Origin of the sequence: Brevundimonas sp. EAKA, from assembly GCF_000698025.1 — a bacterium.
GTDB lineage: Bacteria > Pseudomonadota > Alphaproteobacteria > Caulobacterales > Caulobacteraceae > Brevundimonas > Brevundimonas mediterranea_A.
The window spans coordinates 1-21,548 of the sequence record NZ_JMQR01000053.1 but is presented as its reverse complement, the minus strand read 5'-3'; the positions used below and the strand labels follow the sequence as shown (position 1 = coordinate 21,548).

At 69.8% G+C, this 21,548-nt stretch carries 20 protein-coding genes, 1 pseudogene and 1 riboswitch; of the genes and pseudogenes, 11 read left to right on the top strand and 10 right to left on the bottom strand.

From position 1 onward, the window contains the following. On the top strand, window positions 1–442 hold a 442-nt coding region (locus tag ER13_RS09455; RefSeq protein ID WP_081836190.1), incomplete at its 5' end, for a DUF1826 domain-containing protein. Between the two features lie 3 nt (window positions 443–445). Here the strand turns inward: ER13_RS09455 and pgi are convergent. Then, window positions 446–2,053, bottom strand: a complete 1,608-nt coding sequence (pgi, locus tag ER13_RS09450) for a glucose-6-phosphate isomerase (protein ID WP_035308700.1) — start codon at window positions 2,051–2,053, stop codon at window positions 446–448. Window positions 2,054–2,154: 101 nt separating this feature from the next. On the opposite strand from pgi, the gene ER13_RS09445 reads away from it, so the two are divergent. Continuing rightward, window positions 2,155–2,631 carry a hypothetical protein gene (locus ER13_RS09445; RefSeq protein ID WP_035308698.1) on the top strand — a complete coding sequence of 159 codons (477 nt, stop codon included), beginning with the start codon at window positions 2,155–2,157 and terminating at the stop codon, window positions 2,629–2,631. A gap of 26 nt (window positions 2,632–2,657) precedes the next feature. Here the strand turns inward: ER13_RS09445 and ER13_RS09440 are convergent, their stop codons facing one another. The 3 genes from ER13_RS09440 to ER13_RS09430 all read right to left on the bottom strand — a co-directional run bounded on the left by ER13_RS09440 (window position 2,658) and on the right by ER13_RS09430 (window position 5,835). Next, the gene (locus ER13_RS09440) at window positions 2,658–4,868 is read right to left on the bottom strand and encodes a protein-disulfide reductase DsbD (protein WP_035308696.1); all 2,211 of its coding nucleotides are present in this window, start codon (window positions 4,866–4,868) and stop codon (window positions 2,658–2,660) included. 55 nt (window positions 4,869–4,923) lie between these two features. After that, window positions 4,924–5,370 (bottom strand): OmpA family protein, encoded by a 447-nt coding sequence (locus tag ER13_RS09435; RefSeq protein ID WP_035308693.1) that lies wholly within the window; start codon window positions 5,368–5,370, stop codon window positions 4,924–4,926. 123 nt (window positions 5,371–5,493) lie between these two features. Further along, complete coding sequence (locus ER13_RS09430) at window positions 5,494–5,835, bottom strand: glycine zipper domain-containing protein (RefSeq protein WP_008263428.1); 342 nt, start codon at window positions 5,833–5,835, stop codon at window positions 5,494–5,496. A 140-nt stretch (window positions 5,836–5,975) separates the two neighbouring features. On the opposite strand from ER13_RS09430, the gene ER13_RS09425 reads away from it, so the two are divergent. From ER13_RS09425 to ER13_RS09415, 3 genes are read left to right on the top strand one after another with little or no spacing between them, the layout of a single operon-like run. After that, window positions 5,976–6,326, top strand: coding sequence for a hypothetical protein (locus tag ER13_RS09425; protein WP_154726374.1), 351 nt, complete (start codon window positions 5,976–5,978; stop codon window positions 6,324–6,326). 45 nt (window positions 6,327–6,371) lie between these two features. After that, a complete protein-coding gene (locus ER13_RS09420; protein ID WP_052005025.1) occupies window positions 6,372–7,328 on the top strand; it encodes a diacylglycerol kinase family protein in 957 nt (318 codons plus the stop codon). Continuing rightward, complete coding sequence (locus ER13_RS09415) at window positions 7,328–8,179, top strand: metallophosphoesterase (protein WP_035308689.1); 852 nt, start codon at window positions 7,328–7,330, stop codon at window positions 8,177–8,179. Before ER13_RS09420 ends, ER13_RS09415 begins: the two co-directional genes overlap by 1 nt. A 93-nt stretch (window positions 8,180–8,272) precedes the next feature. Here the strand turns inward: ER13_RS09415 and ER13_RS09410 are convergent, their stop codons facing one another. The 3 genes from ER13_RS09410 to ER13_RS09400 all read right to left on the bottom strand — a co-directional run bounded on the left by ER13_RS09410 (window position 8,273) and on the right by ER13_RS09400 (window position 9,320). Continuing rightward, window positions 8,273–8,452 carry a DUF1328 domain-containing protein gene (locus ER13_RS09410; RefSeq protein WP_008262305.1) on the bottom strand — a complete coding sequence of 60 codons (180 nt, stop codon included), beginning with the start codon at window positions 8,450–8,452 and terminating at the stop codon, window positions 8,273–8,275. A gap of 110 nt (window positions 8,453–8,562) precedes the next feature. Further along, entirely contained in the window at window positions 8,563–8,976 is a 414-nt protein-coding gene (locus ER13_RS09405) for a hypothetical protein (protein ID WP_008262661.1), read from the bottom strand. Further along, a complete protein-coding gene (locus ER13_RS09400; protein ID WP_008260669.1) occupies window positions 8,976–9,320 on the bottom strand; it encodes a DUF883 family protein in 345 nt (114 codons plus the stop codon). The genes ER13_RS09405 and ER13_RS09400 overlap by 1 nt, the downstream gene beginning before the upstream one ends. A 137-nt stretch (window positions 9,321–9,457) precedes the next feature. On the opposite strand from ER13_RS09400, the gene ER13_RS09395 reads away from it, so the two are divergent. The 3 genes from ER13_RS09395 to ER13_RS09385 all read left to right on the top strand — a co-directional run bounded on the left by ER13_RS09395 (window position 9,458) and on the right by ER13_RS09385 (window position 11,751). Then, window positions 9,458–10,111 carry a fumarylacetoacetate hydrolase family protein gene (locus ER13_RS09395; RefSeq protein WP_035308687.1) on the top strand — a complete coding sequence of 218 codons (654 nt, stop codon included), beginning with the start codon at window positions 9,458–9,460 and terminating at the stop codon, window positions 10,109–10,111. Next, complete coding sequence (gene maiA, locus ER13_RS09390) at window positions 10,111–10,746, top strand: maleylacetoacetate isomerase (RefSeq protein ID WP_035308686.1); 636 nt, start codon at window positions 10,111–10,113, stop codon at window positions 10,744–10,746. Before ER13_RS09395 ends, maiA begins: the two co-directional genes overlap by 1 nt. A gap of 84 nt (window positions 10,747–10,830) precedes the next feature. Then, window positions 10,831–11,751: an aldo/keto reductase gene (locus tag ER13_RS09385; protein WP_035308685.1), complete on the top strand. Its 921-nt coding sequence runs from the start codon at window positions 10,831–10,833 to the stop codon at window positions 11,749–11,751. Here ER13_RS09385 and ER13_RS09380 read toward each other — a convergent pair. Continuing rightward, a complete protein-coding gene (locus ER13_RS09380) occupies window positions 11,735–13,555 on the bottom strand; it encodes a TonB-dependent siderophore receptor (protein WP_008262044.1) in 1,821 nt (606 codons plus the stop codon). The genes ER13_RS09385 and ER13_RS09380 overlap by 17 nt on opposite strands. Before the next feature lie 149 nt (window positions 13,556–13,704). Further along, a riboswitch (cobalamin riboswitch) is annotated at window positions 13,705–13,913 on the bottom strand. Between the two features lie 49 nt (window positions 13,914–13,962). On the opposite strand from ER13_RS09380, the gene mutS reads away from it, so the two are divergent. The 3 genes and pseudogenes from mutS (at window position 13,963) to ER13_RS09370 (ending at window position 18,549) form a co-directional block, all read left to right on the top strand. Beyond that, window positions 13,963–16,665, top strand: a complete 2,703-nt coding sequence (gene mutS / locus ER13_RS09375) for a DNA mismatch repair protein MutS (protein WP_035308684.1) — start codon at window positions 13,963–13,965, stop codon at window positions 16,663–16,665. A gap of 89 nt (window positions 16,666–16,754) precedes the next feature. Further along, a pseudogene (locus ER13_RS19310) lies at window positions 16,755–17,249 on the top strand (cache domain-containing protein); the annotation flags it as partial. A 271-nt stretch (window positions 17,250–17,520) separates the two neighbouring features. Further along, window positions 17,521–18,549: a methyl-accepting chemotaxis protein gene (locus tag ER13_RS09370; protein ID WP_052005022.1), complete on the top strand. Its 1,029-nt coding sequence runs from the start codon at window positions 17,521–17,523 to the stop codon at window positions 18,547–18,549. An 87-nt stretch (window positions 18,550–18,636) separates the two neighbouring features. Here ER13_RS09370 and lpdA read toward each other — a convergent pair whose 3' ends face one another. Beyond that, a complete protein-coding gene (gene lpdA / locus ER13_RS09365) occupies window positions 18,637–20,058 on the bottom strand; it encodes a dihydrolipoyl dehydrogenase (protein ID WP_035308683.1) in 1,422 nt (473 codons plus the stop codon). 123 nt (window positions 20,059–20,181) lie between these two features. Further along, window positions 20,182–21,548 (bottom strand): ATP-binding protein (locus tag ER13_RS09360; protein WP_052005027.1); only part of this gene is annotated, 1,367 nt, incomplete at its 5' end.

Below are 21,548 nucleotides of genomic sequence, written 5' to 3'. Positions count from 1 at the left end.
CTTCACCGCCGAATGCGATGGGCGGTGGATCGCCCCATCGGGTCCAGCGCCCGAGTGGTTGCTGCGGGATATTCAGGGAATGGGGGAGATCGTGGCGGCGATCAGCGGATGCGAGACCTGGCGCGCGCGGTGCGAGACCGTGACCCGGCGCGCCTGCCCACGCTTCCATCAGGACGCGGTCCCGGTGCGCCTGATCGTCGCCTATGAGGGGCCGGGGCCGGAATGGGCCTTCGCCGGCGAGATCGGCGAGGATCTGGACGGGCGCTATATCGGCACGCGCCGTCGGATCCGCACCCTTCATCCCGGCGACATCGCCATCATGAAGGGCACGGCGCCGGGCTGGGAGGCCTGGCCGGAGTTTCCGGAGGTCCTGCACCGCTCGCCGCCGGCCGGGAAACGATCCCCCCGGCGCGTCTTGACGATCGACGCCGCGCCGATGTGAGCCTCAGCCCATCAACCGCGTCATCAGGCCGGCCGTCGAGGGGTCCAGATCGGCGGACGGTCCGCCGGCGTCCACGTCCTTCAGGATCGCCCTGGCCAGGACCTTGCCCAGTTCGACGCCCCACTGGTCGAAGCTGTTGATGTCCCAGATCACGCCCTCGACGAAGGTCTTGTGCTCATAGAGGGCCAGCAGGGCGCCCAGGGTCTCGGGCGTCAGACGGTCCATGACGATGGCGGTCGAGGGGCGGTTTCCGGTGAAGGTGCGGTGAGGCGCCAGACGGGCCGCCTCTTCCTCCGACAGGCCCTGGGCCAGGCCTTCCGCCTTGGCGGCTTCAGTGGTCTTGCCCAGCATCAGGGCCTGACCCTGGGCCAGGGCGTTGGACCAGAGGGGGGATTCCGGCGCGTCCGCATGGGTCTTGGCCACGATCACAAACTCGGCCGGGACGATCTGGGGCCCCTGGTGGATCTGCTGGAAGAAGGCGTGCTGGCCGTTGGTGCCCGGCTCGCCGAACACCAACGGGCAGGTCTGGCGCGTGACGGGGGTTCCGTCGCGATGGACCCGCTTGCCGTTCGACTCCATCTCCAGCTGCTGCAGGAAGGACGGCAGGCGGCGCAGGGCGTGGGCGTAGGGGGCGACGGTGCGGGCGGGCCGGTTCAGGCCGTCGACGTTGAACACCTGGGCCAGGGCCAGCAGGATCGGGGCGTTCCGCTCCAGCGGGGCCGAGACGAAATGATCGTCCATGGCCGCGGCCCCGGCCAGCATGGCCTCGAACACATCCCAGCCCAGGGCGATGCCGCACGACAGGCTGACCGCCGACCATAGCGAATAGCGGCCGCCGACCCAGTCGCGGAAGGCGAAGGTGCGGCCGCAGCCGAAGGCCGCCGCCTTGTCCGGCGCCGCCGTCACGCCGATGAAGTGTTTGGTCATGCCTTCGGCCGGCAGGGCCGCGGTCAGCCAGGCCTTGGCGGCCTCGGCGTTGGCCAGGGTTTCCTGGGTGGTGAAGGTCTTGGACACGACCACGACCAGGGTGGTTTCGGGGTCCAGGCCGGTCAGGGCCTCGGCCATGTCGCGCGGATCGATATTGGCGACGAAGCGCAGGTCGATGGCGGGGTCCAGCGGGCGCAGGGCGTCCCAGACCACGCGCGGTCCCAGGTCTGACCCGCCGATGCCGACATGGACGATGGCCTCGAACTTGCGCCCTGTGGCCCCCGCCTCGGCGCCCGAGCGCACGGCGTCGGCATAGGTCTTCATGTCGGCGCGCACGGCGTCCACCTCGGCCGAGACCGGCTCGCCCAGGGCCTTGAAGTCGGCGCCGGCCGGGGCGCGCAGGGCCGGGTGCAGCACGGCCCGGCCCTCGGTCAGATTGACGGCCTCGCCGGCGAACAGGGCGGCGCGACGGCCCTCGACGTCGCTGGCGCGGGCCAGATCCAGACAGGCCTCGAAGCCGGCCTTGGTCCAGCTCTGTTTCGACAGGTCCAGATAAAGCCCCGCCGCCTCGACCGACATCCGCGCCAGCCGGTCGGGATCGGCGGCGAACTGCTGGTCGATACGGGTCGCGCCGGCCTCGGCGGCCGTGCGGTCGAAGGTCGTCCAGGCGTCGTCACGGGTCATCGGTCGTCCTCTGGGAGAGAGAAGAAGGTAAACACTCGTTTACGGGTCGGGCGTATGTCGGTTCAACGTCCTAGCCGACGCTGAAACAGGAAGTCACCCTCATGTCCTGCGGCCTTGCTCTCACGATCGCCCTGGCCCTGTCCAATCCCGCCGTGGCCCTGGCGGCCGAACAGCCCCCTGCGGCGGTCGGGGCGCCGGTGTCGGTGGCGACCGAGCCCCTGTTCGCCGACATCGTCGCCCGGTCCGGCGCGCTGAAGGCTCTGGTCGACGGCTGGGCGGCGGCCAAGGCGGCGGATCAGGCGGACTTCTTCACCAGCCAGGCCTTCACCGGCTTCAAGGCCCAGGCCGAACAGCTGGCCGCGCTCGACATGCAGGGCCACCTGATCCTGAAGGAACGCGGCACGGACGGCGATCTGAAATGCATCCTGCGCGGCATTTCCGAGGACATGCCAAAAAAGGTCCAGGCGGTTCAGGCGGCGGCCACGCCCGCCGACCGCGCCGTCGCCCTGTCGGAACTGTCCTATCTGCTGAACGACAATGTCGAGGTCATCACCGCCCCGCCGCCGCCGGAGGTCTAGGCTTCCTCGTCACCCGGCGAAGGCCGTCACGTCCCCTTCAGAGCCTCGATGACCACGCCTTCGGTCAACAGTTGCGGCAGAATGCGCGGTTCGCCGCCGTTCGCCGGATAGAGCAGATACAGGGGCACGCCCGACCGGCCGTGACGCTCCAGTTCGCGGGTGATGGCGTCGTCACGGCGGGTCCAGTCGCCGACCAGATAGACGGCGTTCGTCGCCTTCAGGGCCTCGGCGACGCGGGGCGAGGACAGGGCGGCGCGCTCGTTGATCTTGCAGGTCACGCACCAGTCAGCCGTGAAATTGACCAGGACCGGACGGCCTTCGGCCTGGGCGGCGCGGACGGATTCGGCGGACCAGGGCGCGGAGGCCATGGGACCGGACTCGGCGACCGAGGCCGCCCCCAGAACCGGCGCGCGACCGGCGATCACGGCCAGGACCAGGGCGGCCCCGAGCGCGATCAGGCTGGATCCGCCGGACAGGCGGGCGGATCGGCCCAGGGCGCGCTGGGCCTGGGTCAGACCGAACAGCCACAGGGCGAAGGCGGTGGTCAGGGCGGCCGCCATCAGCAGGGCCAGTCCCTCCGCGCCGGTCTGGCGTGAGAAGACCCAGACCAGCCACAGGGCCGCGCCGTACATGGGGAAGGCCAGCAGGCCCTTCAGCCGATCCATCCATGGGCCGGGCCGGGGCAGGCGCCGCAGCAGGCCGGGCGACAGGCTGACGGCCAGATAGGGCAGGCCCAGGCCCAGGCCCAGCATCAGGAAGATCAGCAACGCCGCCGGCCAGGGCATGAGCAGGGCCGCGCCCAGGGCCGCCGCCATGAAGGGGGCGGTGCAAGGGGCGGCGACGACCACGGCCAGAATTCCGGTGAAGAAGGCGCCCGCGCCGCCCGGCAGGCGCGACAGGGGACCGGCGCCCGCGCCCTGAAGTCCGGCGCCGACATGGAAGACGCCCGACAGGTTCAGCCCCACCGCCAGCATCAGCAGGGCCAGGCCTGCGATCACCGCCGGCGACTGAAGCTGGAAGCCCCAGCCGACGGCCTCGCCCCCGGCGCGCAGGGTCAGCAGGACGCCGGCCAGGACCAGGAAGGTCGCCAGAACCCCGGCCAGGAACAACAGGCCGTCGCGCCGCGCCTCGCGCGGCTGATGGGCCGAGGCGGCCAGGGCGGCGGCCTTCATGGCCAGAATGGGAAAGACGCAGGGCATCAGGTTCAGGATCAGGCCGCCGATCAGGGCGAACAGGGCCGATTGCAGGATCAGGCCCAGGTTGAGCTGGGTTCCGGCGCTGGGGGCCTCGACCTCGCCGGACAGGGCCTTGCCGCCGGTGGTTCCGGCCAGGACCGGGCCGGGTTGGGCCGTGATCTCCCAAGCGCCGGCGTCGGTGGCCAGGACGCCCGAGATCGGACCGTTCAGACCCTTGGCCGTCAGGTCGCCGCCGGGGGTCAGGGTCAGGCTCAGCCCGTTCGGGCCGCTCTGACCCGACTGGGGGGCGGCGTGGTCGATGATCCCGCCCTCGAACGGATAGAAATAGGCCCGGCTCAGGCCCGCGCCGGCCGTCAGGTCCGCCAGGGGGCCGCCCGTCGCCGACAGGGTCAGGACGCCGTTCTGCAGGGTGGCGCGGGCGTCCAGACCCGCCGGCCGCGGCGCGGCCTCCAGCACGGCCTGGATGGCGGCGCCATGGTCGGGATCCAGCGGCGGGGCGCCCTCGCGGATCGGCAGGTCCAGACGCAGGCTCATCTGCACCGGCACGCACATCTGGTCGCTGCACACCAGGAACAGGGCGTCGACGGTCAGGGGCAGGGTGGTTCCCGGCCGGGCCGAGGCCGGAACCTCGATCGGGACGGGCAGATAGACGTCGCCGGAATAGCCGTAGTTGACCAGGCTCATCAGCCGCTGGCGCGTGGGCAGGGGCCAGACGATCTCGCCGGCCTTGACCCCGGCCGGCAGACGCCAGTCCAGGGTGGTCGGCCCTCCGGAATCGCCGGGATTGCGCCAATAGGTGTGCCAGCCGGGCGCGATGGTCTGATGCACCGCCACCACGACGGTCGACCCCGGCGCGGCCCAGCGCGACAGGGGAACCAGTTCCGCCTCGATATTGTCGGCCCGTCGCGGACCGTGCGGCACGGCCGCCGCCGCCTCGGCCGGACGGCTGACCGGCTGGGCTTCGGCGACGGACGGAACGCCCGGCAGGACGGACAGGCCGAGGCAAAACAGCAGGGCGTACAGGAAGGCGGTCGGGCGCATGACCTGCTTCTAGGCCCTGCGACCCGCTCTGTCAGCGTGTCCGATCAGCCGAGTTTCAGCGGCGCGGGTGGGCGTCCACGACCACTTCGGTGCGCCGGCGCAGGGGCTCGGCCGCCCCGCCCGCCGTGGTCGCGCCCGCGTCCCCTGCGGCGCCCACGTCGAACACCGGCGACGGCAGGCCCGCTGCGTTCAAGGCCTGGGCCACGGTCCGCGCGCGGCGTTGCGACAGGCTCAGATTGGCCTCGCTCGCTCCGGTCGCGTCCGCCAGACCCACCACCTGGATGCTGCGCACGTCGCAGGTCCGCAGTACGCCCGCCGCCGCATCGATGGCCTGATCGGCCGCGTCGGTCAGCCGCGCCTCGTTCTCGCGGAAATAGATGTCGAACCGCACCGGCATGCACGGGGAACCGCTGGTCACGATCTGATCCCGCCGCATCGGCGTCGCACAGGCCCCCACCGCCAGCAGCCCGCCAGCCAGAGCCAGAATTGTTCTCGTTTTCATGACTATCCCCTGTGTCACACCATCGTCCTGCGCACGAAAAAGGCGGCCCGTCCACGACGAACCGCCCTTCCCGAAACTCAAACCGGTCTCGAACCGGACCAGGGCCCGGTTCGAAGTCACGGCTCAATAACGGCGTTGGCCGTTATCCCAGTAGCACTCGTCCTGGCGGTTGTCGTAGCAGTAGTAGGTGCGGCCTTGGCTGTCGCGGTAGCGCTGCTGGTTGTTGCGGTCCTGGCTCGAACCGCGGATCGCGCCCGCTGCGCCGCCCAGGGCGCCGCCGATCAGGGCGCCGGTGGCTGCGTTGCCGCCGCCGACATTGTTGCCGATGACGGCGCCGGCGACAGCGCCGAGGCCGGCGCCGATGGCGCCCTGGCGCACGGTCTGGTTCGAGTTGCCGTAAGGGTCGCTCGCGCAGGCCGAAGCCAAAAGACCGGCGCCGGCGATCGCGATGATGGCCTTGTTCATGATGAAATCCTCTATCCTGGGTTCGCCCCGAAGGCGATAACGCTGGAGTACGGCTCCGGTTCCCCTGTCTATCGTCGTTCTGTCGAAACGACTATGCTTAACCGGCGTGGGTCAGCCTGCGCAGTCCTTGGGGGGAAATGATGCGGTTTTCTGATGTGACGCGCGCCACGGCCGGCGCTGAAGGCCCGATCTGGGCGCGCAGCAAGAAGCGCAAGGCCTCGGCCGCGCCGCTGGTCAATCTGCTGGTGACCCTGCTGGCCCTGATCGGCGCCCTGACCCTGGTCTTGTCCATCAAGGAAGGATCGGTCCAGGCGGCGGGCCGGATGATGGACGGCTGGATCATGACCGGCTGGACCGGGGCGCAGAGACTGGCGGGACGCGCCCCGGAAGCCGCAGAGGTCGCGGCCGACAAGGCGGGGCAGGCGACCGAAAGGACCGGCGACGCCCTGAAGGCCGGCGCCTCGACCGCCCGCGACGAACTGAAGCAATAGTCACGCTTGTCGGGAACGGGCGGGCCGCCTGAACGTTCGGCGGCCATGACCGACACCCTGAGTTCAGAACCCGACGCCGACGCCGGCGAGCCGCGCGACGAGGCCCCGCGTCGTCTCACGCCCCATGCGTCGCTGGGCCGGGCGGTGATGCTGGTCAATCCCTTGTCCGGCAGCGTCGGCCCGCGCGCCGAGGCCGAGGCCGAGGCGATCCTGGCGGACTATGACCTGCAAACCCAGGTCGTGGTGCTGGAAGCCGGCAATTTCGACCAGGCCATCGCCGACGCCTTCGCCGCCGCGCCGGACGTGATCTTCGTCCTGGCCGGCGACGGCACGGCGCGGTCGGTGGCGGCGAAGGCCAGGCCGAATGGTCCGATGATCGCCCCCCTGCCGGGCGGCACGATGAACATGCTGCCCAGGGCCCTGTACGGCACGGCCGACTGGAAGCTGGCCCTGCGCCGCGCCCTGGAGGAGGGCGAGCCCCAATCGGTGTCCGGCGGCGAGGTGTCGGGGGAATATTTCTACTGCGCCGCCATCCTGGGCTCGCCGGCCCTGTGGGCGCCGGCGCGCGAGGCGATGCGGACCGGCAAGGTGAGACTGGCCTGGGCCTATGCGCGGCGGGCGTTGAAGCGGGCCTTCACCGGTCGGTTGAGGTTCAGTCTGGACGGCGGCCCCCGGCGTCGGGCCGAGGCTCTGGTGCTGATCAGCCCGATGATCTCCAAGGCCATGGAAGAGCCGGACGGGCTGGAAGCCGCGGCGATGGACCCGTCCGACGCCAGCCAGGCCTTCCGCCTGGCCGCCAACGCCCTGTTCAGCGACTGGCGCCACGATCCCGCCGTCTCGACCCGCCCGGCCAAGCGGATCGACGTCCGGGCGCGCTCCAAGATTCCCGCCGTGATAGACGGAGAGCCCGTCCTGTTGAAATCCGAGGCCACCGTGCGATTCATTCCCAAGGCGTTCCGCGCCCTTGCGCCCCGGCCCCCTGCGGCCGAGGACAGTCTCTGATGGGGCGTGTTCTCCAGTTTTCGGACGTTCATTTCGGATGCGAGCACAAGGGGGCGGTGGCGGCGGCGCTGGAATACGCCCACGCCACGCCCAATGATCTGGTTCTGATCACCGGCGACATCACCCAGAAGGGCTATCCGGTCGAATTCCGGGCGGCGGGGGAATGGATGCGGGCCATGCCGGAGCCGCGCTTCGTCATCGTCGGCAATCACGACGTCCCCTACTGGAGCCCGGTCGCCCGCCTGTTCCATCCATGGCGCGCCTTCGAGACGGCGACGGGTTTCCCCGCCCATGACGGTCAGTTCTGCAACGACACGGTGATGGTGCGGGGCGTCGTCACGGCGCGCGGCTGGCAGGCGCGGCCCAACTGGTCCAAGGGGGTCATCGATCTGGACCAGACCCGGCGTGCGGCCGAGGCCCTGCGTCAGGCGCCGATCGGGGCGTTGCGCATCCTGGCCTGTCATCATCCCCTGGTCGAGATGATCGGCACGCCGATGACCGGCGACGTCAAGCGCGGCGACGAGGCGGCCCTGATCTTCGCCGAGGCCGGGGTGGATCTGATCATGACGGGCCATGTCCATGTGCCTTTCGCCCTGCCCATCGATCTGGCGGACCGCTGCTCCTACGCCGTCGGGTGCGGGACCCTGTCGCACCGCGAGCGGGGCTCGCCGCCGGGCTTCAATCAGGTGGACTGGGACGCCAGGACCATTACGGTCACGGCCCTGGCCTGGGACGGGCGGGGCTACAGCCCGCATCAGGTCTGGCGGCTGCCGCGTCGTCAGGACACCCGCAAGGCCGCGACCGCGCTCAGCCCGAACAGGCCGGGCGAGCTGGAGAAGGCGGCGGTCTGAGCCGTCGCGTCTCTATTCCCGGGTGACGCCGCAAATAGAAAAGGGGCCGGAACTCGCGTTCCGGCCCTTCTGCATTTCGCCGGAGCGGCAGCCCTATAATCGAGGGGCGCCGCGTCCGCGAAGTCCGCCGGCCACGAGGGCGATGACGAACAGGATGATGGCGATCACGGCGATGAATTTGGCGATCTCGAACGAGAAGTTCGCGATGCCGCCGAAGCCGAGAACGGCTGCGATCAAGGCCACGACCAGGAAGATAATTGCCCAGCGAATCATGGGTTTAGCTCTCCTGCGTTGATGTTTCCGACGGCGGCCTTGCAGCCGTTCGTCCCGTCGGAAGATCAACGGTCCCGGACGCAGGGCGTTCCGTGGCCTTCGCAGAATCCTCAGCGCCGACGGCGCCTTTTGGCGTAGCCGCCCTGATCCATCTTTCGCTCGGCCACCATGCTGGCGACGATCGCGGCCAGGGCCGGATTGCGCAGCAACAGGAAGGCCGCGCCCAGTCCGCCGACCGCGCCGATGATCGGGCGTTCGCGAACGATGTGGATCAGCTTGCCGATCAGACCGTCCGGCGCATCCTCCTCGTCCTCCTCGTCGTGACTTTCGCCCTTCAGGAAGACGAGTGCGACGACCAGGGCGACCAGGGCGAACAGGGCGAAGGTGATGGCCGAGGCGCCCAGGGGCGTCGTGACCAGGCTGATGGCGTGGAAGATGGCGACGCCGAGAAACACCACGGCCAGAAAGACGCTCGCGGCGGCCACGCTGGTCGCCACGATGCGTTTGACGATGCCCTTGAACATCAGCGGCGACGGCCGGCCAGAAGCAGGCCGAGCACCACGCCGACGCCGAGGGCGATGGCGGTCGATTGGACCGGACGTTCCTGCACCCGCTCGACGATATAGCGCTGGGCCTCGTCCAGGCGTTCGGCGGCGTCGTCGTAATATTCGCGGCCGCGCACCCGGGCGGTGTCGTAATAGCCGCGCGCCTGGTCGCGCACTTCCTCGCTCTTGGCCCGCAGCTTGGCCTCGGCCTCCTCGGCCTTTTCGCGCAGACGCTGGGTTTCTTCGCGGGCGCCGATCTTCAGATCCTCCTTGAGGGTCTTCAGGTCGGCCTTGATGTCTTCTCTAGCCTTGGTGGTGGCCATGGTGCGCGCTCCGGTTTCAAGCTTGGCAATAGAATAGGGGACCCCGTTTCGGAACGCTACACCCGGCGCGAGGTTCCCTTCGCCCACCCGTGATCCCCGGCCTCGTCAGGCGCGTTTCGCCGTTCTAGATTGGGGAAATGACCGACCTGCTGTTCGCCCCCCGCCCCCTGCCGACCCTGCCGATCACCGGCGACGCCCGGCGCTTCCCGGTTCGCCGCATCCTGTGCGTCGGCCAGAACTACGCCGCCCATGCGCGCGAAATGGGGTCGGACCCGGACAAGCAGTCCCCCTTCTTCTTTTCCAAGCCCGGCGACGCCCTGGTGTCGGACGGGGCCGACCCGGCCTATCCGTCGGCGACGGACAATCTGCATTTCGAGGCCGAACTGGTGGCGGCCATCGGCGAGGGCGGGCGGATCGTGGGCTGGGCGGTCGGCTGCGACCTGACCCGTCGCGATCTTCAGGCAGAGGCGAAGAAGGCCGGGCGGCCGTGGGATGCAGCCAAGGGGTTCGACCAGTCGGCCCCCTGCGGCGCCCTGACCCTGGGACCGCTTCCGGCCCCCGCGGGCGTGATCGCCCTGAGCGTCAACGGCGAGACGAAACAGTCCAGCACCCTGGACGACATGATCCTGAACCCCGATCAGATCGTCGAGGCAGCCGGGAAACTGTGGTCGCTCCAGGCGGGCGACCTGATCTTCACCGGCACCCCGTCGGGCGTCGGACCCCTGGCGCGCGGCGACGCGGTGGTCGTGACCATCGACGGCCTGGCGCCCCTGAGCTTCAAGATCGTCTGATGATCCTGCACGGCTATTGGCGCTCGGGCGCCAGCTACCGGGTCCGCATCGCCCTGTGCCTCAAGGGCCTGGCCTATGAGACGGCGGCGCATGACCTGCGCAAGGGCGAGCAGAAGGCGGCCGATTATCTGGCCCTGAACCCCCAGGGCATGGTGCCGGCCCTGCAGGACGGGGATCAGGTCGTCACCCAGAGCCCGGCCATTCTGGAATGGCTGGAAGAGGTTCATCCCGAGCCGGCCCTGTTGCCGAAGGGATCGGCCGACCGGGCCCGTGTCCGGGCCATGGCCGCCCTGATCGGCTGCGATATTCATCCGCTGAATAATCTGCGCGTCCTCAGGTCGTTGCGCGAGGATTTCGCGGCGGACCAGGCCGCCGTGGACGCCTGGGCCGCGCGCTGGATCGCGCCGGGTTTCGACGCCCTGGAGATCCTGGTGGGCCGCCACGGCCAGGGGTGGAGTTTCGGCGACCGGCCGGGCCTGGTCGACTGCTATCTGATGCCGCAGCTCTATTCCGCGCGGCGGTTCAACATGGCGCTCGAGGCCTGGCCGGGGCTTCTGGCGGTGGAGGCGCGGGCGCTGGACCACTCCGCCTTCGGGGCGGCGCACCCGGATCGGCAGCCCGACGCCGACGCCTGATCCGCCATACCGACGATCTCCAGGTAAGACTCGCGTAACGTCTCGCTCAACCTCCTTTAAGCTTTGGAGGTGCAAGATGGGAATGTGACGCATTCCCCCGCCACCCCTTCGGCGCCTTCGCCCATAGATCGCCTGGCTCTCGCCGTGGTGACAGAGCCGGGACGCGCCCTGAATCCGTTCATGGCCGCGCCGTCGGGCGCGCGCGAGGACGCCATGCGCTTCCTGTTGCAGACGGGCGCGGACGCCGGTGTCAAGATGATCGCGACCAAACCGGGCGGCGACGGCGAACGGCTGCTGGGCCAGGCCTGGCCCTTCCCCTCGCCCTTCCGCGTGACGGTTCAAACCGTGGCCCTGAGCGAAGGCCTGGATCGGGTCGAGGCGCGGGCGCGCCGGTCGCTGGAACGCATGGGCCTGCCGCGCGGCGAGGCCCTGCTGGTCAATAACGCCGCCGACCTGGCCGGGGCCGAGGGCCGCGCCCTGTGGGACCGGCTGCAATCCCTGAAGACCCGCGGCCTGTTCCGCAGCATCGGCTTCTGCGCCACGGTCGAGGACGGCCCGGCCCTGCTGGCGCGCCGGCTGGAGGCCGACGTGGTTCAGATTTCCTGCAATCTGCTGGACCAGCGGGCCGCCGCCGAGGGCGTGCTGGACGAGATCAAGGCCGGCGGCGCCGAGGTGCACCTGGCCTCGGTCTTCGCCGGCGGGCTTCTGTTCGCGGTCGGCGATGAATTGCCGCCCCATCTGGCCAACTACGCCCAGGCCCTGTCGCGGACGCGCCGGCGTCTGGCCGAACGGCGCTGCGATCCGATGCAGGCGGCCCTGGCCTATGCGTTTTCGCTGAAGGCGGTGGACCGGGTGGTCGCCAGCGTGGCCTCGGCGGCCGAACTGCGCGCCATCCTGGCCGCCGCCCACGCGCCCGGCCCCGATCTGAGCTGGCCGGAGCTGGCGCTCGAGGCGCCGGCGGCCTTCACCGCCGACGCCCGCGCGCGGATCAGTAGCGCAGCCTGACCCCGACATAGGCCGACCGGCCGGGCTCGCCGTAGCCCAGCACCTGCTGATACCGCTCGTCGGCCAGGTTCTCGATCCGGGCCGTCAGGGCGACCTGATCGGTCAGCTGATAGGCCGTGTTCAGGTTGGCGGTGACGAAGCTGTCGCGCACCCCGCCGGAATCATCCTGGTCGCCCTCGGCGCGGACGGTCAGGGCGCCCGAAATCCGATCACCCGTCCAGCCCAGGGTGGCCGATCCCGCATGTTCAGGCACGCGCAGCAGGCGCGCGCCGGTCGAGCGGTCTTCGGCGTCGGTCCAGGCATAGGCCAGGGTCAGATCGAAGCCGGCCCCCAGCAGGGCGCGGCCTTCTAGTTCGACGCCGTCGGAGCGGGTCCGATCGACGTTGTCGTAGTAGATATCGAAAGTATCTTCATTGAAGAAGTAAATGATCTGATCCTCGACATTCAGGCGATACAGGGTGGCGCGGCCGTCGAAACGACCGTCGGCCGAGGCCCAACCCAGTGCCACTTCGATGCTGTCGGCCGTTTCCGGCTTCAGGGTCGGATAGGGAGTCGACGAGAAGCAGAAGTCGCAAACCGCCTGGCTGACTGACGGGGCCTTGAAGCCCGTGCCATAGGCGCCCGACAGGATGAAACCGCCGGTCAATTCATAGGCGGCGGAGATCCGGCCGGTGGTCTTGGAGCCGAAGTCGTCCGTATCGTCGAACCGCAGGCCGCTGGTGATGCTGAGGGCGTCGCTGACTTCATAACGGGCCGTGCCGAACACCGAGCTCGTGCCCAGGCTGACCTTGTCACCTGTCGAGATACTGCCTTCGCTTTCCTCGCGTTCGGCGCCGAAGGCGTAGGTGGCTGCGCCGGCCTCGCCATTCGCCTGCCAACGATAGGCCTGACGGTCGGCTTTGAAGGTCGAGGGGAAGGCGCTGAAGGTCTGGCGCTCGATGTCCGAGGTCGAGACGCTGAACTGGTGGTCTAGCCCGAAGCCTTCGACGCTCGCGCGAGCAAAGCCCGACCATTGTTCGGATTCTGACGTGTCGTCATTGTCGGAGACCGGGAAACCGTTATCCATATCGGCATCGCTCTTGGACCAGCGGGCCGATCCGTCGAACTTGACGTTGTCGGAGACGGCGTAACGTCCCTTCACGCCTGCGGTGGTGGTGGTGAAGCCGTCAGCCTCGGGATTGCCGTTGGCTTCGTCGGCGGCGGAGATTCCATCGGTGTCGAAATGCGATACATAGGCGCTGACGGCATAGGTCTCATTGGCGACGCCGGCGGCCAGACGCCCGCGCACCGTGTCATAGCTGCCGGCCTCGGCTTCGGCGCGCAGACCGTCGATCTCCTTGGTGGTGAAGGAGATCACCCCGCCGATGGCGTCGGACCCCCACAGCGACGACTGGGGACCGGACAGGACTTCGATCCGGTCGATGTCGCCCAGTTCGAAGCCAGAGAAATCATAGGCGCCGTTTGGCTCAGCCGCGTCGTTGACAGGCGCGCCGTCGACCAGGACCAGGGTCTTGCCGGGCGTGGCGCCGCGCATCCGAACCTGAGCGAGGCCGCCGAAGGCGCCCGTGCGCGTCACCGACAGGCCCGGCACGTCGGACAGGATGTCGGCGGCGAAGACGGCGCCGCGCTGTTCGATCGTCTTGGCGTCGATGACGCGGGCGCCGGGCGTGTCGGCGACAATCGCCGAGATACGGGTGGCGGTGATGACGACGTCGTCCAGCTGGGTCGCCTCGTCAAAGGCGAAGGCGGGCGCGGCGAAGGCGGCGGACAGGGCCGCCGTGGAGAGAAGAATGGAGCGCTTCATTGAGCGAGAATCCCCGATGTCGGCTCCGCGAGTGCGCGCGAGGAACCGGTATGAGCGAGCCGATCCGCCGGGCCTGAAAGGTCCGGACGGCGCAAGATCGGGTCGCTACGACGAGAAGTCCCCGCGCCTCTGTCTGGTCCCGGACAGCGGACGAGCGACGTCAGGCGGCCAGGTCTCCTGGCTTGCGGGTCATAAACCGCCGTCCTCGCCTTCCCAGTCACCCAGTGGCGCCGGGGTCGAGACCCCGGACGGACGACGCTCTCGCCGCCTTCAGTTGCGGGCACAGCCACGGTGTCTCACCGTGTTCCCTTAACCGCCTGACACGGCCTATCGCAGGGGTGACAAGCCTGTGCAAGAGCCGTTAACGGGCTTGAGCGGTCGGTCGCGATCCGTCACCCTGACGGCACATGAACGCGCCCGCTTTTCCCTCCCCCGAACATTCGCCTGAAGTCGCCGCCTCGCTGGAAGGGGCGACGCCCTTCATGGCGCAGTATCTGACGGCCAAGGCCGGACAGCCGGACGCCATACTCTTCTTCCGCATGGGGGATTTCTACGAACTGTTCTTCAAGGACGCCGAGGTGGCGGCCGCCGCCCTGGGCATCACCCTGACCAAGCGGGGCAAGCACCAGGGCGAGGACATCCCCATGGCCGGTGTGCCGGTCCATGCGATGGAAGGCTATCTGGCCCGGCTGATCCGCCTGGGCCACAAGGTCGCCATCTGCGAACAGCTGGAAGATCCCGCCGAGGCCAAGAAGCGCGGCGGCAAGGCCGTGGTCCATCGCGGCGTGGTGCGGGTGGTGACGCCGGGCACCCTGACCGAGGACAGTCTGCTGGATGCGCGGGGCGCCAATCGTCTGGCGGCCGTGGCGGTGCGCAAGGGGCGGGCGGCGGTGGCGGTGGTGGAGCTGTCGTCCGGCGCTGTGGACAGCGTCGCCTGTGCGCTGGAGGACCTGGGCGCGGCCCTGGCGGCGTTCCGGCCGTCTGAGGTTCTGGTCACGGACCGGATCTATTCGGACCCGGCGACGCGGGACGCCCTGGACGGGTCCGGCGGCGTGGTTCAGGCCCTGGCCAGCGCCATCGCCGAGCCCCAGGCGGCCCAGGCGCGGGTCGAGCGGCTGTATGGCGTCGCGGCCCTGGACGGATTCGGCGCCTTCGAGGAGGCGGAAATTTCGGCCCTGGGCCTGATCGCCGCCTATCTGGAGACGACCCAGGCCGGCAAGGTCCCGGCCCTGGCGCCGCCGCGTCGGCTGGGCGAGAGCGGTTTTCTGGCCATCGACCCCGCGACGCGGACCAGTCTGGAGATCGACCGGACCCAGAGGGGCGAACGCGAAGGCTCGCTGCTGGCCTGTATCGACCGCACCGTCACCTCGGGCGGGGCCCGGGCCCTGGCGGAGCGGATCGCCCGGCCGTTGCGCGATCCGCTGGCGATCAACGAACAGCTCGACGCGGTCGAATGGCTGCTGGAGCGGCGCGATCTGCGCCGCAACCTGCGCGAGGGGCTGAAGGCCTCCTCGGACATCGCCCGCGCGGTCGGACGGCTGGCCTTGGGACGCGGCGGTCCGCGCGATCTGGCGGCGGTGCGTGTCGGCCTGACCATAGCGGAGGGGGTGGCCGGCCTGTTCATCGGCCAGGTGGATCCGATCACCGGTCAGCCGCGCCGCATCGCCCTGGCCTTGGATCGTCTCAGCCTGTCGCCCGAGGTGTCGCGGCTGAAGGCTGATCTGATCGACGGCCTGGTGGACGAGCCGTCCCACCTGGCGCGCGACGGCGGTTTCGTGCGCCCCGACTATCGTCCCGAACTGGACGCGGCCCGCACCCTGCGCGACGACAGCCGCCGGGTGGTCGCCGATCTGGAGGCGCGGGCCGTGGCGGAGTCGGGCGTGGCCTTCAAGGTCAAGCACAACGCCGTCCTGGGCTATTTCCTCGAGACCTCGGCCAAGGCGGCGGAAGGCCTGCTGCGGGCCGGGCCGGACAGCCCCTTCATCCATCGCCAGACCCTGGCCAGCCAGGTGCGGTTCACCACGGTCGAACTGTCGGAGCTGGACGCCAAGATCAGCCAGGCCGGCCACCGCGCCCTGGCCATCGAGGCCGAGACCTTCGAGACCTGGCGGCGCGAGGTCGCCCGTCTGGCCCAACCGCTGCAGGCGGTCGCCGAGGCCCTGGCCGAACTGGACGCCCACGCGGCCCTGGCGGAATGGGCGCAGGAGGTCGGGGCGACCCGGCCGGTAGTGGACGACAGCCTGGCCTTCTCCGTCGAGGCCGGGCGGCATCCGGTGGTCGAGGCGGCGGTCAAGGCGGCCGGCGATCCCTATACGCCCAACAATGCGCGGCTGGACGGCTCCGGGGCGGATTGCGCCCGTCTGGCCATCGTCACCGGGCCGAACATGGCCGGTAAATCCACCTTCCTGCGCCAGAACGCCCTGCTGGTGATCCTGGCCCAGGCCGGGGCCTTCGTGCCGGCGCTGTCGATGCGTCTGGGCGTGGTGGACCGGCTGTTCAGCCGGGTCGGGGCGGGCGACGACCTGGCGCGGGGGCGGTCCACCTTCATGATGGAGATGGTCGAGACCGCCGCCATCCTGACCCAGGCCACGCCGCGCAGCTTTGTCGTTCTGGACGAGATCGGGCGCGGCACGGCGACCTATGACGGCCTGGCCATCGCCTGGGCCACGGCGGAGGCCCTGCACGAGACCAATAGGGCGCGCACCCTGTTCGCCACCCACTATCACGAGCTGGCCCAGCTGGAGACGCGGCTGGACCATGTCTGCAACCTGTCCATGGTGGCCAAGGAGTGGAACGGCGATCTCGTCTTCCTGCACGAGGCGGCGCCGGGGGCGGCGGACCGGTCCTATGGGGTGCAGGTGGCCAAACTGGCGGGCGTGCCGGGCGCCGTGGTCGCCCGCGCGAGATCCGTGCTCGAACGGCTGGAAGGGGAGAAGGCGGCGACCGCCCGTCTGGACGACCTGCCGCTGTTCGCCCTGGCGGAACCGGCGCCGGTCCTTGCGCCCTCGCCGGTCGAGACGGCGCTCGGGGCCGTGGACCCCGACGCCCTGACCCCGCGCGAGGCGCTGGAGGCCCTCTACAGGCTCAAGGGAATGCTCACATCGAGATGAGATAGAGTATTGCCGTCGGGGAAGGTTCTTAACCTTGCTCATGTCAGGGATGCTTGACTGAAGACCCGAAGCCTCCACTGGATACGGCGATGAAACCCAGCGCGCTTTCCCTTTCGGCCAAGATCGCCCTCATGGTGATCGGCGCCCTGGCCGCCCTGACCGCGATCCTGCTGGCGGTGGCCGTGGTGCTGCTGACCCGGGATGCAGAGGCCAGCGCCGCCGAACGCCAGGAGGCCAATATGCGCGTCGCCTGGGACGTGCTGGCCGACTACGGCGACGGGTTTTCGGCGCGGGACGGCCGACTGTATGTCGGCTCCACGCCGATGAACGACTTCGTCGAACCGGTCGATCGGATCAAGGCCCTGGTGGGGGGCACGGCGACGGTCTTCATGGACGACCTGCGGGTCACGACCAATGTGGTCAAGGACGACGGTTCGCGCGCTGTCGGCACCAAACTCAAGCCCGGCCCCGTCTATGACGCGGTGCTGAAGTCCGGCAAACCCTATCGTGGTCAGGCCGACATCCTGGGCAAGCCCTATTTCGTCGCCTACGACCCGATCAAGAACGCCGCCGGCCAGACCATCGGCGTGCTGTATGTCGGCATTCCCAAGGCCGACTTCATGGCCTCGGTGAACCATATGATGGCCGGCCTGCTGATCTGCGGCGTCGTCGTCACCTTGCTGGTGGTGGGCGGCTGTCTGGTCGCCTCGCGCCGCATGTTCTCGCCGCTGCAGGCCCTGTGCGAGCGGATGGAGGCCCTGCGTCAGGGCCGCACCGATTTCGACGCCCCCTGGGTCTCGCGGCGACGACATCGGTCAGATCGCGCGCGCCGTCATCGCCTTCCGCGACGCCGCCGTGCGTCAGAAGGCGACCGAGACCGAGGCCGAGGCGATGCGCGAAACCGCCCGCGCCACCCACGCCGCCAGCGAGGCCGAGCGCGAACGCCTGGCCGAGGAAGACGCCGTCGTGGTCGGGGCCCTGGGCCAGGGTCTGGCGGCCCTGGCGCGCGGCGACCTGAACCACCGCATCACCGCCAGCTTCGCCGAGCGCAGCCGCAAGCTGAAGGACGATTACAACACCGCCGCCGACACCCTGGCCGCCACCATGGCCGATATCGTCGATCTGGTCGGGGCGATGCGCGCCGGAACCGCCGAGGTGTCCACGGCCACCGACGACCTGTCGCGCCGCACCGAACGCCAGGCCGCCGCCCTGGAACAGACCGCCGCCGCCCTGGATCAGATCACCGTCACTGTCCGCAAGACGGCCGAGGGCGCCCGGTCCGCCGCCGAGATCACCGCCCAGGCGCGCGGCGGGGCCGGAACGCGCGAGCGGATCATCGCCGACACCACCGCCGCCATGGGCGAGATCATCGGCGTCATCGACGAGATCGCCTTCCAGACCAATCTTCTGGCCCTGAACGCGGGCGTCGAGGCGGCGCGGGCCGGCGAGGCCGGCCGCGGCTTCGCCGTGGTGGCGTCGGAAGTGCGCGCCCTGGCCCAGCGTTCCGCCGACGCCGCGCGCGAGATCAAGGGCCTGATCGCCGCCTCGGGCGCCAGCGTCGGCGAAGGCGCCCGGCTGGTGTCCCAGACCGGCGGCGCCCTGACCGCCCTGATCAACCAGGTGGCCGAGATCAACCAGTTGGCGGGCGAAATCGCCGCCTCGGCCCAGGAACAGGCCGTGGGTCTGGCCGAGATCAATGTCGCCGTGAACCAGATGGACCAGACGACCCAGCAGAACGCCGCCATGGTCGAACAGACCACCGCCGCCAACCAGGCGCTGAGCCAGGAGGCGGAAAAACTGGCCGAGCTGGTGTCGCGCTTCCGCATCGGCGAGCCGGGTGTGGACAGCCAGTCTCAGGACGCCCGGACCGTCTGGGCCGCCTAAGCCCAAGCCGGACAAGATCAAAAAAGCCCGCTCGGCGACTGCCGAGCGGGCCTTTTTCATGTCAGACGCCCGTCGGGGCGCGGCGGATCAGGCCTGCATCATCCAGCCTTCGACGTCCATGGCCGCCTGGCGGACGGCTTCCGAACGGGTCGGGTGGGCGTGGCAGGTGCGGGCGATGTCTTCCGAGGCGCCGCCGAAGCTCATGGTGATGGCGGCCTCGTGGATCATCTCGCCGGCCTGCGGACCCATGATGTGGACGCCCAGAACCTTGTCGGTGGCGGCGTCGGCCAGAACCTTCACGAAGCCGTCGGTCTCGTGGTTGATCTTGGCGCGGCTGTTGGCGGTGAAGGGGAATTTGCCCTTCTTGTACGCGATGCCGGCGGCCTTCAGCTGGTCCTCGGTCTGGCCGACCCAGGCCACTTCGGGGAAGGTGTAGACGACGTTGGGCACCAGAGCGTAGTCGACGTGGCCGTATTTGCCGGCGATGGTGTCGATCACGGCGACCGCGTCTTCTTCCGCCTTGTGCGCCAGCATCGGGCCGTGGGTCACGTCGCCGATCACCCAGACGCCGCCCTCGTTGACTTGGCCGGCGACCTTGAAGTGGTCATGGTCGATGAAGCCGCGCTTGTCCGGCGTGACGCCGATGGTCTCCAGACCCAGGCCCTCGGTGTAGGGGCGGCGGCCGATGGCGACCAGGACGACGTCGCCCTTCAGGGTTTCGGCGGCGCCGCCGGCCGACGGTTCGACCGTCAGTTCGACCCCGTCCTTGACCGGCTTGGCGCCCGTGACCTTGGCGCCCAGTTTGAAGACCATGCCCTGTTTGGTCAGGGTGCGCTGGAAGGCGGTGGCGACCTCGGTGTCCATGCCGGGGGTGATCCGGTCCAGGAATTCGACCACCGTCACCTCGGCGCCCAGGCGGCGCCAGACCGAACCCAGCTCCAGGCCGATGATGCCGGCGCCGATGACGATCAGCTTCTTCGGCACGGCCGGAAGGGACAGGGCGCCGGTGGAATCGATCACCTTGCCCGCCTCGAAGGCGACGCCCGGCAGGGGGGTGGGCTCCGAGCCGGTGGCGATGACGATGTTCCTGGCCTCAAGCGTCTGGACCGAACCGTCGGCGGCGGTCACCTCGACCTTGCCTTTGGCGACGATCTTGCCGCGGCCCTTGATCCAGTCGGCCTTGTTCTTCTTGAACAGGAACTCGATCCCCTTGGTCAGGGCGGTGACGCTGTCGTCCTTGGCCTTGTGCATCTGGCCCAGGTTCAGCTTGGGCTGGACCTCGATGCCGATCTTGGCGAACTCGCTGTTGGCGGCGTCGAACATTTCCGAGGCGTGGAGCAGGGCCTTGGACGGCATGCAGCCGACGTTCAGGCAGGTGCCCCCCAGGGTGGCGCGCATCTCGACGCAGGCGACCTTCAGGCCCAGCTGGCCGGCGCGGATCGCGGCGTTATAGCCGCCGGGCCCTCCGCCGATGATGACGACGTCGTAGGGAACGGGGGCTTCGGCCATGATATCCTCTGGTCTTCTGGCGGGTGGGGGCAGGCGGGCGGACACTAGCGCCGACCCCGCAGGGGTCAACCGCCGGGCGACATATGGGACGCCGGAATCGACCTTTGCAGGGGTAGGAAGCCGTCAGGAGACGATTTCAGGCGCCGGTTCGTCCGTCTGGCCCGTATTTTCGCTCGCGTCCGCGTCCTGCTGCTCCGCGCGGGGCAGGGTGACGGAGACCTCCGCCCCTTCGCCCGGCGTGCTGTCGATCGCCAGGGCGCCCGAGGACTGGCGCGCAAAGGCGAAGGCCTGCGACAGGCCCAGGCCGGCCGCGTCCGGCCGGGTGGTGAAGAAGGGCTCGGCCGCGCGGCGCAGGGTGTCGGCGTCCATGCCGGGGCCGGAATCGCGCACGCTCAGTCTCAGGCTGTCGTCGGCCATCATCGCCAGCCGCACCGCGACCGACCCGACGCCGTTCGACGCCTCGACCGCGTTTCGCGTCAGGGCCAGCACCGCCGCCTCGAAGGCCGCCGGATCGATCCGGGCGAAGGCCGGTTGGGCCGGGGTTTCGATCATCAGGTCGATCGACGGCCCCGACAGCAGACGCAGCTTGGTCTCCAGGCCCGCCAGGAAGATCCCGACGTCCAGCCGCTGAAGATTGGTGCGGTCCTCGTCCTGCGAGAAGGCGCTGAGGCGGCGGGTCAGGCGTTCGCCGCGCTGACCGGCGGCCAGGGCCGCCTGGCCCAGGCGGCGGATGCGCTCGGGCTCGTCGGCATGGCGCAGCATCATGTCCAGGGCCGAGGTCATGACTCCCAGAAGGGCGTTGAAATCATGGGTCACGCCGCCGGCCAGACGGCCGACATTGGCCATGCGCCGTTCGGCCTCCAGCTCGGCGCGAACCGCCTGTTCGGCGCGCGCGGCCTCGGCGACCGTGTCCAGCAGGGCCTGATTATGGGCGGCCAGGATTTCGCTCTCGCGGCGGGCGAAGTCCGCCTGCGCCGTTTGAAGGGCCTCGGCGACGGGATCGCGCGGATCGTCCTGGCCGGCGTCGTCTTCCGGCGCATCGGACAGAGGGGCCGGTTCTGCGGTTTCAGAGCCGGTCTCCATCGGGGCGATGTCGGCCAAGGGGGCGCCGGCCAGCAGGACGGCGTCCGGACGATCCGCCTCGTCGGCCAGGGGCGTCAGGGTCCAGCGGATCCCCGCGCCGTCCGCGTCCACCGTCTCGATCGGCGCAGCCTCGCCGTCATCGGCGTTCAGGGCGGCGCGCAAGGCCTGGCGGCCCTCGGTGCGACGGTCCAGCGGCAGGAACAGGTCGGCGAAGTCGGAACCCGTCACCCCCTCGCCGCGCCCCAGCATGATCAGGGCGGTGCGGTTGGCCTGGCGGATGCGGCCGTCGGCGTCGACCACCACCAAGGCGCCGGAGGCGGCGTCGAACACCCGGTCGGCCAGGCTGGGCCGGGCGGCGGGCGGCGGCGGGGGCCGGCCCGCCCGGGGGGGTGGGGGCGGAACCCCGG